This window comes from Candidatus Poriferisodalis sp., assembly GCF_965262965.1.
GTDB lineage: Bacteria > Actinomycetota > Acidimicrobiia > Acidimicrobiales > Poriferisodalaceae > Poriferisodalis.
This window is the reverse complement of sequence record NZ_OZ253573.1, coordinates 700,457-716,611: the sequence shown is the minus strand read 5'-3', so window position 1 is coordinate 716,611 and position 16,155 is coordinate 700,457. Positions and strand designations below refer to the sequence as shown.

At 66.2% G+C, this 16,155-nt stretch carries 14 protein-coding genes, 1 pseudogene and 1 other annotated feature; of the genes and pseudogenes, 6 read left to right on the top strand and 9 right to left on the bottom strand.

The genetic code is table 11. The annotated features are described in order from the left end of the window. The 6 genes from ACQY5K_RS03355 to ACQY5K_RS03330 form a co-directional block, all read right to left on the bottom strand. Positions 1-1,131: an IS630 family transposase gene (locus tag ACQY5K_RS03355; protein ID WP_428120056.1), complete on the bottom strand. Its 1,131-nt coding sequence runs from the start codon at positions 1,129-1,131 to the stop codon at positions 1-3. 286 nt (positions 1,132-1,417) lie between these two features. Then, complete coding sequence (locus ACQY5K_RS03350) at positions 1,418-2,767, bottom strand: IS1380 family transposase (protein ID WP_428120054.1); 1,350 nt, start codon at positions 2,765-2,767, stop codon at positions 1,418-1,420. A gap of 247 nt (positions 2,768-3,014) precedes the next feature. Continuing rightward, on the bottom strand, positions 3,015-3,626 hold the full coding sequence (locus ACQY5K_RS03345; protein ID WP_428120052.1) for a YfbK domain-containing protein: 612 nt from the start codon (positions 3,624-3,626) through the stop codon (positions 3,015-3,017). 126 nt (positions 3,627-3,752) lie between these two features. Next, a complete protein-coding gene (locus ACQY5K_RS03340; RefSeq protein ID WP_428120050.1) occupies positions 3,753-4,115 on the bottom strand; it encodes a VWA domain-containing protein in 363 nt (120 codons plus the stop codon). Next, positions 4,082-4,639, bottom strand: coding sequence for a VWA domain-containing protein (locus ACQY5K_RS03335; RefSeq protein WP_428120048.1), 558 nt, complete (start codon positions 4,637-4,639; stop codon positions 4,082-4,084). Before ACQY5K_RS03335 ends, ACQY5K_RS03340 begins: the two co-directional genes overlap by 34 nt. A 398-nt stretch (positions 4,640-5,037) precedes the next feature. Further along, positions 5,038-5,637 carry an HhH-GPD-type base excision DNA repair protein gene (locus ACQY5K_RS03330; protein ID WP_428120046.1) on the bottom strand — a complete coding sequence of 200 codons (600 nt, stop codon included), beginning with the start codon at positions 5,635-5,637 and terminating at the stop codon, positions 5,038-5,040. Between the two features lie 103 nt (positions 5,638-5,740). On the opposite strand from ACQY5K_RS03330, the gene ACQY5K_RS03325 reads away from it, so the two are divergent. Then, positions 5,741-9,331 carry a helicase-related protein gene (locus tag ACQY5K_RS03325; protein ID WP_428120044.1) on the top strand — a complete coding sequence of 1,197 codons (3,591 nt, stop codon included), beginning with the start codon at positions 5,741-5,743 and terminating at the stop codon, positions 9,329-9,331. 221 nt (positions 9,332-9,552) lie between these two features. On the opposite strand, the gene ACQY5K_RS03320 is transcribed toward ACQY5K_RS03325, so the two are convergent. Next, a complete protein-coding gene (locus ACQY5K_RS03320) occupies positions 9,553-10,512 on the bottom strand; it encodes a macro domain-containing protein (RefSeq protein ID WP_428120042.1) in 960 nt (319 codons plus the stop codon). A gap of 72 nt (positions 10,513-10,584) precedes the next feature. Between ACQY5K_RS03320 and ACQY5K_RS03315 the strand changes: the two genes are divergently transcribed. Then, positions 10,585-11,118, top strand: coding sequence for an ADP-ribosylglycohydrolase family protein (locus tag ACQY5K_RS03315; protein ID WP_428120040.1), 534 nt, complete (start codon positions 10,585-10,587; stop codon positions 11,116-11,118). Between the two features lie 7 nt (positions 11,119-11,125). Here the strand turns inward: ACQY5K_RS03315 and ACQY5K_RS03310 are convergent, their stop codons facing one another. Continuing rightward, positions 11,126-11,440: a hypothetical protein gene (locus ACQY5K_RS03310; protein WP_428120038.1), complete on the bottom strand. Its 315-nt coding sequence runs from the start codon at positions 11,438-11,440 to the stop codon at positions 11,126-11,128. A 345-nt stretch (positions 11,441-11,785) separates the two neighbouring features. Between ACQY5K_RS03310 and ACQY5K_RS03305 the strand changes: the two genes are divergently transcribed. The 4 genes and pseudogenes from ACQY5K_RS03305 to ACQY5K_RS03290 all read left to right on the top strand — a co-directional run bounded on the left by ACQY5K_RS03305 (position 11,786) and on the right by ACQY5K_RS03290 (position 15,159). Continuing rightward, a complete protein-coding gene (locus tag ACQY5K_RS03305) occupies positions 11,786-12,550 on the top strand; it encodes a hypothetical protein (RefSeq protein ID WP_428120036.1) in 765 nt (254 codons plus the stop codon). Continuing rightward, a complete protein-coding gene (locus ACQY5K_RS03300) occupies positions 12,444-12,863 on the top strand; it encodes an ADP-ribosylglycohydrolase family protein (protein WP_428120034.1) in 420 nt (139 codons plus the stop codon). The genes ACQY5K_RS03305 and ACQY5K_RS03300 overlap by 107 nt, the downstream gene beginning before the upstream one ends. Before the next feature lie 358 nt (positions 12,864-13,221). Continuing rightward, the gene (locus tag ACQY5K_RS03295) at positions 13,222-13,881 is read left to right on the top strand and encodes a hypothetical protein (RefSeq protein WP_428120032.1); all 660 of its coding nucleotides are present in this window, start codon (positions 13,222-13,224) and stop codon (positions 13,879-13,881) included. Between the two features lie 145 nt (positions 13,882-14,026). Beyond that, positions 14,027-15,159, top strand: a pseudogene (locus ACQY5K_RS03290) (IS3 family transposase). Further along, positions 14,320-14,436, top strand: a sequence feature (AL1L pseudoknot). (Overlaps the previous pseudogene by 117 nt.) On the opposite strand, the gene ACQY5K_RS03285 reads toward ACQY5K_RS03290, so the two are convergent. Then, the gene (locus ACQY5K_RS03285; protein ID WP_428120030.1) at positions 15,063-15,968 is read right to left on the bottom strand and encodes an IS982 family transposase; all 906 of its coding nucleotides are present in this window, start codon (positions 15,966-15,968) and stop codon (positions 15,063-15,065) included. The pseudogene ACQY5K_RS03290 and the gene ACQY5K_RS03285 sit on opposite strands and share 97 nt — an antisense overlap. Positions 15,969-16,155 lie beyond the last annotated feature (187 nt).

Below are 16,155 nucleotides of genomic sequence, written 5' to 3'. Positions count from 1 at the left end.
TCATGCGGCTGCTTTGGTGGGTCTGCCCCAGCGGTGTTGTTTTTCGGCTCGGGTTCTGGCTCGTTCGCGTCGTTGGGCTGCGAGCAGTTCGGGTGAGCGTTTGTTGGCGTTGCGCCAGCGCAGGTGGGCGTGCAGCGCGCGGGTGAGCACGGTGTGGTTGGGGTGGTCGGAGTTGTTGAGCACGAACTCGCGCAGCGGCCCGAAGTGCGCTTCGATGGGGTTCGCCCATGAGCTGTAGGTCGGGGTGAAGCACAGCTCGACTTTGTTGCGCTTGGCCCATTTGGCGATGTCGGTGCGGTTGTGGGCGGACAGGTTGTCCAAGATCACATAGACCCGCTCGCCGTCGGGGCGCCGGGCGCGGATGGTCTTGAGCGCTGCGAGGGTGTTGGCTGCGGACTTGCGGTGCCGCACGACGCCCCACAGCTCGTCGTCGCCGACGCTGTAGCAGCCGTGGAACTGGCGCACGCCGTGGAGCTTGTTGTAGTTCGCGCGCAGCCGCTGGGGACGCGACCGCGGCGCCCAGCACGCCCCGCCGGTCGGGCGAATGGCCAGCGGCCCGAACTCGTCGAACGCGAACACCCGGTCCGGGGCCTTGTCGGTCACATGCTCGATGCGGTCCAGCTTCGCGTCCCGCTGCGGGTCGTTGGACTCCTTCCAGGTCTTGGTGCGCCCGAACGTGATGCCTGACTCGGTGAGGATCTCGTGCAGCCGCTGCCGGCCGACGCGCACCACCCGGGTCGGGTTGTCGGCCAGATACGCCGCGAGCTTGCGGACGCTCCACCGCGTGAACGGCTGCGCCAGCTTCTTTGGGCGGGTGCGGGCCGTCTCGACGATGAACGCATCATCGTCAGTCGTGATCCGGCGGGGACGGCCACCCGCCCACTGAGGGTCCAACGACGCCATCCCCGACTCGTTGAACCTGTGGATCATCTCGCGCACCCGATCAGGCGACGTCGCCGCCAACTGCGCGATCACCGCCACCGAGTTCCCGCCCGCCGACGCATGGACCACCACCCCACGCCGCCATCGCACATGAGACCCCGGCGACTTGCCGGCGCCGCGACGCACGATCCGCTGCAACGCCTGGCCTTCTTCATGGGTCAACCGACGGACCCGAACACGTTCACTCATACCCCCGACCAAACCACAAACCACACCCCGCCACGCGGACACCAACCCGACGAACGTTTGCGGACACAGCACTAGCCCTGATTATTCACGAGAATGCTGCTGATCGTATTTTCGGTGTGCTTTTCGTCTGGTTTGGTGGTGTGGGGCTGTTGGGGCGCCGACGGGAGCGTCGCGGCGGAGCCGGTGGCCTCGGTGTTGGTGCTCAGGCGGTGTCGGGTGGGTGTGGGTGCGTGGCGGGGCTGTCCCGCCGGGGGCAGGCGTCGCGCGGGACCGGTTGGCTGGGGGGTCAGCGGGGGTGGGCGATGGCGAGGAGCGCTTTGGCGCCGGGGTGCTGTTCGGGCAGGCGCAAAAGGACGCGCCGTGCGCTGTGGCACATCAGGGCGGGCAGGTGCCATAGCTGCCAGCGGAGCCGTTTGGGGGCTGCGCGGCGCAGCGCTCCGGTGAGGCAGGCGTTCTGGAACCAGCCGACGAGCGCGAGGCCGATGATGCACATGGCGGCCCAGGCGCTGTTCGCGTGCCAGTCGGTGAACGGCATGCGCGTCAGGCCGCTGTCTTTGAGCCGGCACACGGCGTTCTCGATGTCGGCGTGTGAGCGCATCAGCTTGTCCAGTTGCACGGCGCTGCGGGGCTGGTCGGTGAGGAATCCCCAGTAGCGGAAGTTCTCGCTGGGGAACAGGCTGCGCTGCGCGCCGGGGTGGCGCGGCTCGCGGCGCACCACCAGCCGGGTGCGCTCGGGCCAGCCCGACAGGTCCGCGAGGTCGGTGAGGTCCGCGACCTGAGCACCGCGCCGCTTGCGCTGGCCGGGCCGCTTCGGAACGTTGTGCCAGCGGTCCGGGTCGCCCAGGCCGCAGCGGATCGCTGCTTCGACGCCCGGAGCCGACCGCGCTGACACCGCATAGCCGATGTTGCGGTCCCGCAGCTTTGCGGCGAGTCTGGGCGAGCAGCCCGCGGCGTCGATGCGCACCACAAGCGGACGCCCCACGAGACTTTCGCCGTCGCCTTCGCGGTGACCCACGGCGTCGGGCTCGGGCAGCGTCGCCACAGCGGCGTCGATCACCTCGAGGTGATCGGCGATGTCGTTCGCGGCGGCGTTGCCGGGCCGCTGCTTGATCCACAGAGGCTCCCCGTCCGCAGTGGAGCACACCATCGGATGGAACCCGAACCCGCCCTTGTAATGCGGCGCAGCTCCCGCCTTGTTCTCCGAATGGACCTCCACCAGCGTCGAGTCGATGTCGACCACCAGCGGCCCGCTGCGGTCATGATCGGCCCACAACGGCTCGCGCACCGCTGCGGCCGCGCCCAAAAGCGCCGCGGCGCCGCCTTCGCCCAGGCCCGTGACGGTGCGGTACAGCGTCGAGTCCGACGCGACGTCGCCGAACAGCTCCCGCTGAGCACGCAGATGCTCGATGTCGGTGCACGCCTCACCGCCGCCGGCCAGCATCAACAGCCCATGGACCAGCACCCGGCCCCGGTCATGAACCGGGGCCCGCTCGCCGCGTGGGGGCACCGCGGCCGACAGCGCCTCGGTCAGCCCGACACGGTCCGCGAACCCGCCCAAAGCGAACAGCCCGACGCCCCACACCACACGGTCCCCGCCGCCTGCCAGACGCGCGTTTGTGACACTGCTAAGTTTCACCTCGGAGATGCCCCCCTGAACTGCCAGATGCGTTCTTCGCGGACATGCATCGTTGCAGGTCAGAGGGGCTTTTCCGCGGACCCCGACAGCCCAGTCCGCCCGGCTCGTGAATAATCAGGGCTAGCGCACCCGTACCGCATTCGCCCGTGGCGCGTCAATACCCCGGTGATCGCTCCTGAACGGCGGAGCGTCACCGGGGCATAGCCGGAACCGGGGCGGACGAACGAGGCGCCCGGCCCGGCTTGGCCTATTGCAAGCGCTGGGCGGCTGTGATGAGCCGAGCCAGTTCGGTCACGTCGGCGTCGCCGCGGAAGTCCCGCGTCAGCGCTTCTGCCTGCGTGCGCAGGGTGCGCATGGACGTGTCCTCGACGAACCAGCTCTGGCGGAGAACCTCTGCAAACTCGGCGGCCACTGCGGCCAGCCGGAAGTGGCGCTCGGCGTCGCCGAAGCTGCGGTGCGGATCCCGTTCCCTGATCGTCGTGGACACCTCGGTGACGGCCTCGCTGGCGGGCCGCTGGTAGCGCAGTGTCACCTTTGCGAGCACGTCGTTGGTGCGCCGGCCCGCGCTGTCGGGATTGACCAGCGTCAACTCATACAGCGCCGTGGCGCTCCCCGAGATGGCGACCTCGCCGGCATCGTCAGCATCGTTGCGGAAATCGCGGTCGGCCACGTCCCGGTTCTCAAAGCCCAGCAGCCGGTATGCGGCCACGGCGTCGGGGTTGAAGATCACCTGGACCTTGGCGTCACGTGCGGCAACAGAGATGAACGAGTTCACGTCGCCGCCGAGCAGGCGCCACGCCTCGTCGTGATCGTCGAGGTAGTGGTATGAGCCGTCGGCGCGGTTGACCAACTGCTCCATCAACTCGTCGTTGAACGGGCCGAGTCCGACGCCGATGGTGGTCAGGCTGATGTCGGAGCGCTCGCCGAGTTGGCGAAGAATCCGGTCGGTCTCGGTAGCGCCGACGTTTGCGACGCCGTCGGAGAACTACAGCACCAGCACATTGCGTCGCGCGGCGGCTTCGCTCTCGGCCATGCGGTAGCCGTTGACGAGGCCGGCTGCGATGTTGGTGCTGCCGTTGGGCCGCACGTCTCGCTGGATGCGGCGGATCAGGTCGTCGTAGTACCTGCCGACGGCGGCCGGCCGGTCGACGGTGCGGGCATTGTTCGCGTAGGCCACGACACCCACCCGGGTATCGGATTCCAGCCCTCCCACAAGCAGATCGACGGCGTCGTAGACCAATTCGATGGGGCGGGTCCTGTCGTCGCTGGTGCCGATTTCCTCATTCATGGAGCCCGAGCTGTCGAGCACCAGGATCACGCTGTCGGGCCGCAGGGCGTCCGACACCACGTGAGGTGCCTGCACGCCGACTCGCGGCAGCAGATCGCCGGGTCAGCGAACGGCGAGGGCGCGGCCTCCACGCTGATGGTGAACTCGTCGATCTCATCGTCGTATCCGCCGTCGAAGTAGTTGACGAACTCTTCGACCCGGACTGCTTCGAAGGGCGGCATCTGGCCGCCGTCGAGGAAGTTGCGGGCGATGGTGTACGAGGCCGTGTCCACGTCAAGCGCCAACGTCGAGAACGGGTCGTCAGCAGTGTCGACGAACGGGTTGATGCCGTAGTCGACGAAGTTGTCGGGTTCGGCGTGGCGCCGCCGCTGGTTCGGTTCGTAGGGCTCCGGCTCCGGCTCTGCTGACTCCGACGGATCGCTCTGAGTGCGGCTTCCGCTCGAGGACTGACTCGACGAGGCGTCGTCTGACATTTCTTCCTCGGCCATGTCGTCGGACCCGCCAGCCACGGCCACCTCGACGTCTTCTGCCGAAGCAGCACCGCCGAGCGAAGACTGCTCTTGGTCGTCGTCCGCCTCGTCCATCTGTTCATCCGCCCTGCTGGATGAACTTGCCGTCACGGGCGTGGCGCGGTCGGTGGACTCAGTCTCCGTCTCGTTCGCAGTTGTGTCGTCTGCGTCGTCGGTTGCCGTGCAGGCCGCCGCCAGCAGGCACAGCGTCGCCTCTTGACTTGGTCCCTCGACGCCGGAACGCAGGACCGCGTTCCGCCTATTTCGGCAGTGACATCGACATGTCACCTGGACGCAATGTGGCGACCCGACCGCCCGCGGTCAGCTCGGTGGGCGCCGCAGATCAGAGAGGGGTCGGACGCTGCGTGTCACAGAAGTGGAATAGTCCCGGACCGTGCCGGCGGATGCTCGAGCGCGATATTCATGCACGATGCGTCCGATTGCTGAGCGGGATCCGCGTTTGTGCGGGTCGCTCAGTCCTGTTTGGACTTGCCCGCGGCCTTCTGGTTCTTCTTCCAGGCACGGACCTCGGTGAGAGCGTCGGGGCCGTCGATGTCAGCCACCGAGCGAGGCTGGCGGTCGGCGAACGGACCGGCGACGGCCTTCCAGCCCCGGGGAGCGACCCCGAAACGCTTCGCCAGGATGGCCACGAAGATCTTGGCTTTCTCGTCGCCGTAGCCGGGCAGGGCGCGCAGCCGGTCGTACAGCGCCTTGCCGCTGCGCACGTCGGCCCATATGGCACCGGCATCGCCGTCGTAGTGCTCGACGATGTGGCGGGACAGCTCACCGCAGCGGCGGGCCATCGATCCGGGGAAGCGGTGCAGCGCCGGCTTCTCCTTGAACGCAGCCTCCAGCTCGTCGGGGTCCATCGCTGCGATGGCGGCAACCGAGAACTGATCGCCCAGCCGCTCTGCCAGCCGGGCGGGGCCCTTGAACGCCCACTCCATGGGGATCTGCTGGTCCAGCATCATCGCCAGCAGCAGCGCAAACGGGTCGTCGAGCAGCAGCTGGTCGGCCTCGGTATCGCCCGTGACCGCCAGCGTTGCCCGGTCTTCGCCCTCACTGCTTCCCATGGGGTCAAAAGCTACCGCTGCCAGCGACCTTGAAGGCAGAGCCGGGCGCGTTGTGGGCGTACCCTGCGGCTGAGCCTGACGACCGGCCCGCTTGGGTTCAGACGTGGCGACACAGCGGTTTGGCGACGGCATGGTGATGGAACTCAGCGACTTGGCTGCCGGGATGCGACTCGCTGGCGTGGTGGCGGGAACAGATGTCACTGTTGTTGCCGTCGACATTCACGGCCCAGGTTCGGCGACGCTCACGTATCGCACGGCGGAGAACCGTCTCGGCGAACGGCTCATCACAGAGACCGATCTCGCCGAGATTCGCCCGGCTTCGCAGAGCACCTGGACCTTCGACGCTGACGGTGCCATGTTCAAGCTGGCGTCTGAAGCCCGGCGAATGCAGATGGCCCACCTCGCCGACCCATTCGCCGCGGTCGATACGTCGAACATTGAGCCCTACCCGCACCAGATCGAAGCCGTCTACAACCGCCTGCTCACTCAGAAGCCGCTTCGATTTCTCCTCGCTGACGACCCGGGCGCGGGCAAGACGATCATGTCCGGTCTGCTCATTCGTGAGCTGATGCTGCGTGGCGACGTCACTCGGTGCCTCATCGTGGCGCCGGGCAGCCTCGTCGAGCAGTGGCAGGACGAGTTGTGGGACAAGTTCGGCTTGAGCTTCGATCTGATGTCACGTGAGACCGTCGAGGCGTCACGCACCGGCAATCCCTTCGTCGAACGGAACCTGCTCATCGCCCGCATCGACCAAATCGCCCGCTCGGAAGATCTGGTTGCGCGTCTGGGCGCTTCGGAGTGGGATCTCGTAGTCGTCGATGAGGCGCACAAGATGTCCGCGCACCGCTATGGCGACGAGCTGCGCCGCACAAAGCGCTTCATCGTCGGCGAGGTGTTGCGTGACTGTGCCCGCCACTTCCTCCTGCTGACGGCAACTCCCCATAACGGCAAGAACGAGGACTTCTTGGCCTTCATGACGCTCATCGACCCCGAGCGATTCGAGGGACGGCTGCGCGCCACCAACGGCAGCGGGGGAGCCGCTGAGGTTCCCGATGTCAGCGACGTCATGCGCCGTCTGGTCAAGGAGAATTTGCGGACGTTCGAGGGCAAGCCGCTGTTCACCAAGCGTCACGCCCACAGCCTGCAATTCGACCTGTCAGAGCCGGAGGCAGAGCTCTACGAGGCGGTCACCACCTACGTCCGCGAAGAGATGAACCGCGCCGCCCGGATGCGAGAGGAAGGCGACCGCCAGCGTGGCGTGATCGTCGGGTTCGCACTTGCGGGGCTGCAACGACGGCTGGCGTCCTCACCGGCAGCGATCTACGAGTCGCTGCGCAGGCGCCGTGATCGTCTGGCCGGACAGGCCACCGAGATGCGTCGCTTGGCCGCCACTGGCGAGCCGATTCCGGTGCTCGAACTGCCGCGGGGAGTGCGGGTCATCGACTTGGAGGACTTTGACTTCGACGATTTCGACGAAGCAGAGCTCGAAGAGCTGGAGAACGTCACTGTGGACGCCGCCTCGGCTGCGGCCACCGCTGACGAGCTCGAGGCGGAGGTTGTCGTCCTGAAGGGCCTGGTGGAGCTGGCTGATCGGGTCCGAAACAGCGGCGTGGATGCGAAGTGGACTCGACTTCGGGATCTGTTGCGCTCTGAACACTTCGACGGCATCTCGGGAGCGGACGACGACCGTCGCAAGCTGATCGTGTTTTCAGAGCACCGTGACACGCTCGACTACGTGGCCGGACGGATCGCCGCCGAATTGGGCAGACCCGAAGCGGTCGTCACAATCCACGGCGGCATGAGACGCCAAGACCGCCGCACCACCCAGGATCGCTTCCGGGTCGATCCGACCGTGTCGGTGCTGGTGGCCACCGATGCCGCCGGCGAGGGCGTCAACCTGCAAGTCGCCAACATGATGGTCAACTACGACCTGCCGTGGAACCCGAACCGCATTGAGCAACGCTTCGGGCGAATTCACCGGATCGGCCAGCGTCGGCCCTGCCATCTTTGGAACTTGGTCGCGCACCGGACCCGGGAAGGCCAGGTGTTCGAGCGGCTGTTCGCCAAGATCGAGCAACAGCGTCAGGTGTATGGCGACCAGGTGTACGACGTGCTGGGCGATGCCCAGATCAACGTCTCGCTGCGGGAACTGCTGATCGATGCCATCCGAGCCGACACCGACCCCGCGCATGCCGCTTGGATGGACAAGGTCATCGACAGTGGCATCGGTGAGCAGCTCCGCGAAGTGCTCGAGGAACGGGCGCTCGTGGCGGGACTGGCCGACCCGTCCGCCAACGACGAAATCCGCCGCCGAATGGAAGAGTCCCGCGCTCGCCGACTGCAGCCGTGGTTCGTGCACGACTTCTTCACCGAGGCACTACGGCTGTACGGCGGTCGCATCGCCGGCCGCGAACACGGCCGGTACGAGGTCACCCGCGTACCTGCAGCGGTGCGGTTGGGTGCCGACCCGGCTCTCGGACCGGTGCACGATCGATATGCACGGGTGGCGTTCGACAAGAGCCATGTGCTGCCGGACGCCGAAGCCGTTGCCCATTTGTCTGGGGCCGCCGGTGATCGTGCGGAGCTGATCTCTCCCGGCAGCGCGCTGTTGAGTGTGGTGGCGTCCAAAGTGCTCGCCGACTGGGGCGAGTCGCTGCAGCGTGGAACGGTCCTGGTTGATCCAGCGGATCCGTCGACCGAACCTCGGCTGCTCGTGTACTTGGATCATGTTGTTACCGACGGTCGCATCGTGAACGGTGCCCGCCAGGTCGTGTCACGTCGGTTCCAATACGTGGAGGTGGACGAACTTGGAAACGCCCGTGACCCTGGAGCGGAGCCGTACTTGGTCTATGCACCGCCGGCCGGCGACCAGGAGAGCTTGCTGGCCGACCGGCTGGAAACGTCGTGGGCAGGGCCGGCCGCCGAATCGGTCGCCCGCGATTGGGCAATCGAACATCTCGCTGGCCCGCACCTCGAATCGGTAGCGGCCATAGTGCGCGGCCGGGCGGCGCGCGTAAGCGAAGCGGTGCGCCAGCGTCTCGAATCCGAGATCCGTTACTGGGATCGGAGAGCAAACGAGATCAAGGCGCAGGAAATCGCCGGCGGCAAGCCCAGGCTGAACTCAGGTCGTGCCCGGGCGCGTGCCGACGAGCTGGAGACTCGCATGGCCCGCCGCCGTGCCGAGCTCGACACCGAGGCCGACTTGCACAGCAGCCCGCCGACCGTGGTCGCGGCGGCAGTGATCGTGCCCCAAGGATTGGTCGACGCACTGTCCGGTTCGCCACCCGACGTCGAAGCGGTCGCCGACAAGATGGAAACCGACCGGCGAGCAGTCGCCGCGGTCCTGGCAGCCGAACGCGAGTTGGGACGTATCCCGCAGGAACAAGCGCACAACAACCCAGGGTTCGACGTGATGTCAGTTGACCCCGCGACGGGCGACCACTACTTCATAGAGGTCAAGGGCCATTTGCCTCGGACTGAAGAGATTCACGTCAGCGCTCGTCAGGTGCGCCGGGCCCAGAACGACCCCGAACGCTGGCGGCTCGCCGTGGTATCAGTGCCCGACGACCCCGCCGCTGAGCCACGTGTCGCGTACTTGGTCACGCCATTTGCCGGCGTGATCATGCACCCAGCCCAAACAAGCGTCCCGCTGAAGGTCGCCACCCTCCTCGCCGACGCCAGCCCACCCTGCTGAGACCCTCGGCGCTGCCGGGAGCTGGGCAGAGAAAAGAAAGACCCGGCACCCCCCGGCTACAGGTATGGCACCGAGGTCACTATTGCCTGGCTACGTTTCTGGACTACCGGAGGGCGCGGGAACAACCGCCTGCGCAGGGTGACCTGAGCACTCGGCCGCCGAGCCGACTTCAGGCGGGCCGGCCCTCTGGTCCCCACTGCGGTTCGCAGAGGTGGTTTTGCCTAGCGGACCGATTCCGTCTCGCCGAGCAACCTCTGGTACGCCTTCAGCGTGGGCATGTCGAAGCAGACGAAGCGGATCTGACGAACCTTCGTCGGCGTGGAGCGCACGGTGTTGACGGCAATTTCGGCAGCTGCTGTCCGCGGGCACCCGTGGGCGCCAGTCGCGATTGCAGGAAAGGCAACGCTCTCGGCGCCGACCTCGTCAGCTTGGGCGAGTGACTCCCGATAGCACGATTCGAGCAGTACCGGCTCGCCATCGGATCCGCCTCGCCATTGGGGCCCGACGGTGTGAATGACCCATCGAGCGCTCAGACGGAAGCCGGGCGAGATCTTGGCGCGGCCCAACTCGCAGGGTCCCAACGTCATGCAGTAGGAACGGAGTTCCGGGCCAGCAGCGCGATGGATCGCCAGGTCAACTCCGCCTCCTCCGAGCAGGTCCGCGCTGGCCGGATTGACGATGGCGTCGACGCGCTCAGCCGTGATGTCTCCGAGCACCGCTTCAAGCTGGGGCTTGCTCTGGATCAAGATCGGCAGCAACGGCGGCATCGGTTCGCCAGAGACGTGCACGATGAGATCTCGCAGCCGTTCGCGCTCTCCGATGGCCGAGTCCCGCTTGTAGGACTCTGGATCGCTCTCGACTCGCGCTGAGGTGATCATGAACCCGGTTTCCTTCGCGACGAACGTGACCTCGTAGATGCCGAGACCGGTCCAGCTGCGATGCAGGAACAAGCCGTCGCCCTCCATGAAGGCAAACCACTTGTCGTTCATGTCCATTGGGATGTACCCGCTGGCAATTGCCTGCATCTCGGCGTTGGAGAGCAGCATCTGGGGTGGCGGGATTGGCTCTGGTCGCCGGATGGGTGCCACATCGTTCCAATCGCGCTTGGTGGCCGCATCTTCCGGAGAACCGTCTGGCCCCCACAGGGCCCTGCTAAACAAACTCAACCCGTCTTGTGACATGCCTCCACCGTAGGAAGGGGGTGTCACAGCCATGATGTTGGGGTCAGCAGTCGGGCCCGGGTCTGACCCAGGGTGTCACGGGCTTTGTGCCTTTTTCGTGATTTGTCGGCTCGGTGTCCTGGCTGCTGGCGCGCACCGGCCGGTGATGCGCTGGGCGCCACGGTCGAGTTCATGTCGCCGGCTGACATCGAGCGCCGCCACGGCGTCCATCGCGACATCGTGGGCGGGGGAGCGTTCGGCTGGCGCCCCGGCCAAGGCACCGACGACACCGATCTGACCTGGGCGGTCGTCTCCGGTTACCTGAACACAGAGGGCATAGACAGCCTCCAAGCCATTGCCGAGGAGTTCTTGGCGTGGTTCGACACCGATCCGCCCGATGTCGGCCTCACCACACGGGAGGCGCTGCGCCACCTGCGCCGAGATGGCGATCCGGCAACCAGCGGCCTCACCTCGGAGCACTCGACCACATGCGCCATCGCCGGTGGCCTGCTCGGCGTCACACACGGCGCCGACGCCATCCCCAGCCGTTGGCGCGGGGCGCTCGAATACACCGACAAGATGACCGAGGCCGCCGCCGAACTCGCTCGCCTGAGGAGCGCAGCTTGACCTGCGCCTAAGCCCTCACCGCCTTGGCGGCCTCGCCGTAGCCTGCCCTCGCCGCCGGGGCGGTGACACCAAGGATCTCCGCGATGCGGTCCCATCGCATGCCTTCGCGTCGAGCCCAGCAGACCGCATCCTCGATTTGCTGCCTGCTCACCTCTGTCGGTTCTGCGATGGTGGTTTCGGCTTGAACGGCAAGCGAGAGATACAGCTCGTGAGCAGGCTCGTCGGCGAAGTTCAACCAGTCGAACTGCTCGAACCTGTCGGCGACTTCATCCCAATACTCGTCAGATTCGTCGATTGATGCCTGATCAGCGGGTTGATCCACGGTGTTGCCTCATGTACTTCGCACGGACACGCATCGCATGGATGATGAGGTCGGTGTCCGTGACTGAATCGTACGCCTCGCCCACGTCAAGCAGATCGCCGTCCCGACGGGGTCCGACGAGCGTCATGCGGCAGTCGTCCTGTGGAATTGTCCAAGTGATGTTTCGATAGGCATGCAGATGTCCTCTGCCGGGATGCCGTGTCGGTGCGCTGATCGCAAAATGCGCCAGCGTCGAGGCTCGGCATCCACGAGCAGGCACCGTAGGCAGGTACCTGGAACGGGCCAAGTGAGTTTCGCGGTCGCAGGAAGGCCTGCTGATGTGGCTGGGCTAGCTTGTGGCGTCGTATGTCTGTTGGAACGGGTGCCGGGGACCGGATCGAGCGCTTCCTGAGTGCACATTCAGAGGGGCGGCTGCTCGTCTGCGTGGGCTCGGCGAGTGTGCCGGGACTCGTGTGGCTGGCCGAGCGCACTCGGCAACGGCCAGTGACGCTGCTGATCGGTGACTTGCAGGGCCGCAACTTTCAGCACGCGACCGATGTCGATCGCCGCACCGCGGTGGACTTCGTGGAACGCAGCGATGTTGAAGTGCGGAACTGGTACCGGACGGCCCGCAACGCAGCCGGTCGGTCTGAAGCGCACCTCAAGATCTGGGCTGCCTTTGATGACCACGAGAATCCCCAGGCGTTTCTCCTAGGTTCGGCCAACCTCACTGCTGCAGGTCTCTCCGAGAATGCCGAGCTGATGGCCGTCGCCGACGCCTCGGAGCACGACTACCTGCGCAGCACAGTCGCGGAGCTCCTGGAAAAGGCGTGGTCAGCGGAGGAGCAGCTGGTCGAGCGGATTGCTGGGACCCAAGCAGTGGCAGAGCCCGAACGGCCGCACAAGCGCACGCCGAAGAGCGGCCAGCACCGCAGCTCGGAGCCAGCCGGGGCAAGCAAGTCCGGCTGCGCCAACAAGACGCTTGCCATGGCGGTCGTCGTGCTCGGACTCGCGGCGGCCACATTTGGGTTCCTGCCCCAGCTGCGCGGCCTACAACGAGATTGGTGCCGCGCTCCTGGAGGGCCACAGCCCGGTCCAAGCCATCGACGCGGACCGCCAGCTCGATCTTGACCCCGACACTCGCAGCGCCCTCGAGACGCCAGCAACAGTGCCCGTCGAGCAGCTGAGCACAGGTGGCTACGTGATCGACAGTCTCGCCTGTGCGGTGTGGACGATCCAGCAGCCCGAATCGCTGGAGTCAGTGCTCGTGGACCTGGTCAACCGGGGCGACGATGCCGACACGACGTGCGCCATCGCGGGCGGCCTGCTCGGGGTCACTCACGGCGCCGACGCCATTCCCAGCCACTGGCGCAACAAGCTTGAATATGTCGACAACATGACTGCGGCGGCCGCCGAGTGCGCACGCTTGCGGCTCGCGGCCTGACCTTCAGTCTCAGCCGTCCAGATTCGCGGCTGCCGTAGCAGCGGGTTGCGCGGATACTTCCGGGCACCTCGTGATGGTGCAGCTGCGCGGCACTGAATCGTCCCGGAGGTTGGCGTCTACGGGAACTAAGTTCGGCAACGTGGCTCGTCACATCAGTCGCTCCCAATTGCAGAGCAAGCTGCGCCAAGCGCAGGCGAAGCAACGAAGGGCAGTTAACGAGTCCAACGCCAAGGTGCGCAGATTGAAGCAGTCAGTTGACAGGTACAACCGTGACGTACGGGCACACAACGCGCGCGTTCGGACTAACCGTGACCGTCTTCGGAGAGAGCTCGAGAGACTGAGTCGAACGCCGACTTCGATGAGTACCCGCCTCACGGTGTACCGAAGTTCCGTCGTGACAGTGGAGGAATCGTTCCGGCAGCTTGAAGCCGCTGCGGAAGCCGATGGCTGGACCGGAGATGAATGGCTCCTCGACCGAGGCGAGGGCGAGGTGGCGAATAGCGTGGCGGTGCTGAACGCACTTGGCAACAGCTCGTCCGAGGGCGATTTCCGCGACCAAGATCTCGACAGGTTGCGTGCGACAACTATCGACGATCAACTTGCGCTCCTTGACTCGGACCTAGACCGTCGTTGGCGGGGAGCGCTCTTTGCCCTGGACCCGCGAAATCCGGATGCAGCTCGGCACTTCTGTACGAGCTCGCGGGAGTTGCTCGACCAGATGTTGGAGCGCGCGGCGCCTGACTCCGCAGTCTTCGCAGCGAATCCGAGCGCTGGAAAGACGGAACGCGGAACGGCGACGCGGCGGTCTCGCGTGGAACACTGCCTCGATAGAAGTGGCTCACTCGAAGCGACCGTTGCGGAGTTCGTCGACGTTGATGTCGAAGATGTCGTTACGTTGTTCCGCGAATTCAATGACGGGACGCACGGTAGCGCCGGGCGTTTCGACCTCACTCGGCTAGATGTCATGAAGAGGCGCGTCGAAGACGCAGTGCTATTTGTGGCTCATATAGTTGCTTGACACTGTGACGCTGCGTCCTCGCTGAGGTGCTACTGCCGCATTGAAATCGCGCACTTGGGTTTCATTACTGACGGGTTACCCCGCACGACCCTGATTCACCCTGGGTTTTGCGCAGGCTCCAGAGATTGGAGCAAGCATGGGAGCCATGAGCACAGAAGCGAGGGCGGCGACGTCGCGGCGGTATTCGCCTGAGCAGAAGCAGCACGCGATGAGGATGGTGCTGGCGTTGCGCGAGGAGCTGGGCACTTCGGCGGGCACGATCACCAGGGTGGCCCGGCAGCTGGGCTATGGCGTGGAGTCGGTGCGCAAGTGGGTGGCCCGGGCCGAGATCGACGCGGGTGCCCGTGTGGGGCTGACCTCGGCTGAGAGCGAGGAGCTGCGGCGGTTGCGTCAGGAGAACCGTGAGCTGCGCCGGGCGAATGAGATCTTGCAGCGGGCGGCGACTTTTTTCGGGGCGGAGCTCGACCGCCGACAGCGATGACCGTCGAGTTCGTCGACGAGAACCGTGCCGAGTTCGGAGTCGAGCCCGTCTGCGCTGCGTTGCAGGTGGCTCCGTCCACGTATTGGTCGACCAAGCGCCCGCCGCCGTCTGAGCGGTCGAAGCGCGACGCGTTGATGATGCCGCTGCTGCTGGCGCTGTGGCAGGCGAACTATTCGGTGTACGGGGCGCGCAAGCTGTGGATCGCCGCCCGCCGCTCCGGGCACGACATCGGCCGCGACCAAGTCGCCCGCCTCATGGGGCGGCTGGGCATCCGGGGCGTCCAGCGGACCAAGAAGGTGCGCACCACCCGGCCCGACCCCGAAGCGGCCCGCCCCCCCGACCTCGTCGAGCGGGACTTCACCGCCGATGCCCCGAACCGGCTGTGGGTCGCCGATCTGACCCACGTCGCCACCTGGTCCGGTGTCGCCTATGTGTGCTTCATCACCGACGCCCACAGCCGCCGCATCGTGGGCTGGCGGGCCGCGTCGAACATGCGCACCCAGATGGTGCTCGACGCATTGGAGATGGCCCGCTGGAGCCGCGGCGTCCGCCTCGAAGGGCTCGTCGCGCACGCCGACGCGGGCAGCCAGTTCACCAGCATCCGATACGGCGAGCGCCTCGACGAGATCGGCGCCGTCCCCTCGATCGGATCGGTCGGGGACTCATATGACAACGCCCTGGCCGAGGCCGTGAACGCGCTCTACAAGACCGAGCTGATCCGCGGCCCCGCACAAGGCCCGTGGCGCACGATCGACGACGTCGAGCTCGCCACCCTCGGCTGGGTGCACTGGTCATGATATGCGGGTGATCCACCACGGGGTCTGGGAGTGCTGCGACGATGGGTGAGGTGGCCTTTGAGGGTCTGGATGATCGATTCGATGATCTGGCGCAGGGGCCGCAGGAGTTTTGCGCCGGGTCGTGGGGCCTCGGTTCGGGTGGCGGGGCGCAGCAGGGTGATGCCGGCGTTGTTGAGGTCGGCTTCGAACGCTGCTGAGCGGTAACCCTTGCCGGCGATGAGGGTCTGGCCCGGCCGGGCGATGCGGGCCGCGTCGATCATGTCTGCGCAGACGTCGCGTTCGTCGGCTTTCGCGCCGGCGAGCGCGAACGCGATCGGCAGACCCGCCGGGGTGGCGACAAGATGCAGGCGCAGGCCCCAGAACCAGCGGGAATGCGACGCGCAGTAGCCGTATTGGGCCCATCCCGCGAGGTCAGAGCGCTTTTGGGTCTCGCGGCTTCGGCCGCACTCGACCGGCGTGGAATCGACCAGCCACACGTCGTCGTGCCACGACTCGCACTCGCGTGCGAGCCATCCCATGACACGAGCGATCATCTCACCGCTGCGCCGCAGCCGCTTGTTGTACCCGTCGCGGTTCGGAAGGTACGGGAACCACGGCCCCAGATGCGCTTTCGCGTAGCGCACGAACTGCGACTCGTTGTCATAGCCCAGCAGCGCCGAGATCACCGCCAGGGTGACCAGCTCCGCGTCCGACAGCTTCGGGGCGAACCCCACCACAGGCCGCTCGGGAGCCCAATGAGGGTTCTCTGCCAACAGGTCATCGATCCTCACATACAGTGCGGTCGCGAGGGTGTCCAAGTCCGGGCCCATGCTGAGAACCTCCAAGATCGAAGCGTGAATACACACCCCGAGCTTGGACACCCTCACCCCACAACCGGTGGACCCGACCCCTTGGAACTAATCATCTAGTGGCATCGATCGAGCGACGCCGGGCCTCGGCAAACTACATGCGCGTTGGTAACCTCGCGCGGCCTCAATGGTCCAGGCCGTCGATCTC

What these genes read in the sequence shown, in the direction of transcription:
- ACQY5K_RS03335 (WP_428120048.1), bottom strand. Translation starts at nt 4,639, where the DNA reads ATGGACGAGGCGGACGACGACCAAGAGCAGTCTTCGCTCGGCGGTGCT.
- ACQY5K_RS03320 (WP_428120042.1), bottom strand. Translation starts at nt 10,512, where the DNA reads ATGTCACAAGACGGGTTGAGTTTGTTTAGCAGGGCCCTGTGGGGGCCA.
- ACQY5K_RS03355 (WP_428120056.1), bottom strand. Translation starts at nt 1,131, where the DNA reads ATGAGTGAACGTGTTCGGGTCCGTCGGTTGACCCATGAAGAAGGCCAG.
- ACQY5K_RS03345 (WP_428120052.1), bottom strand. Translation starts at nt 3,626, where the DNA reads ATGGAGCAGTTGGTCAACCGCGCCGACGGCTCATACCACTACCTCGAC.
- ACQY5K_RS03285 (WP_428120030.1), bottom strand. Translation starts at nt 15,968, where the DNA reads ATGGGCCCGGACTTGGACACCCTCGCGACCGCACTGTATGTGAGGATC.
- ACQY5K_RS03305 (WP_428120036.1), top strand. Translation starts at nt 11,786, where the DNA reads ATGTCTGTTGGAACGGGTGCCGGGGACCGGATCGAGCGCTTCCTGAGT.
- ACQY5K_RS03330 (WP_428120046.1), bottom strand. Translation starts at nt 5,637, where the DNA reads ATGGGAAGCAGTGAGGGCGAAGACCGGGCAACGCTGGCGGTCACGGGC.
- ACQY5K_RS03295 (WP_428120032.1), top strand. Translation starts at nt 13,222, where the DNA reads ATGAGTACCCGCCTCACGGTGTACCGAAGTTCCGTCGTGACAGTGGAG.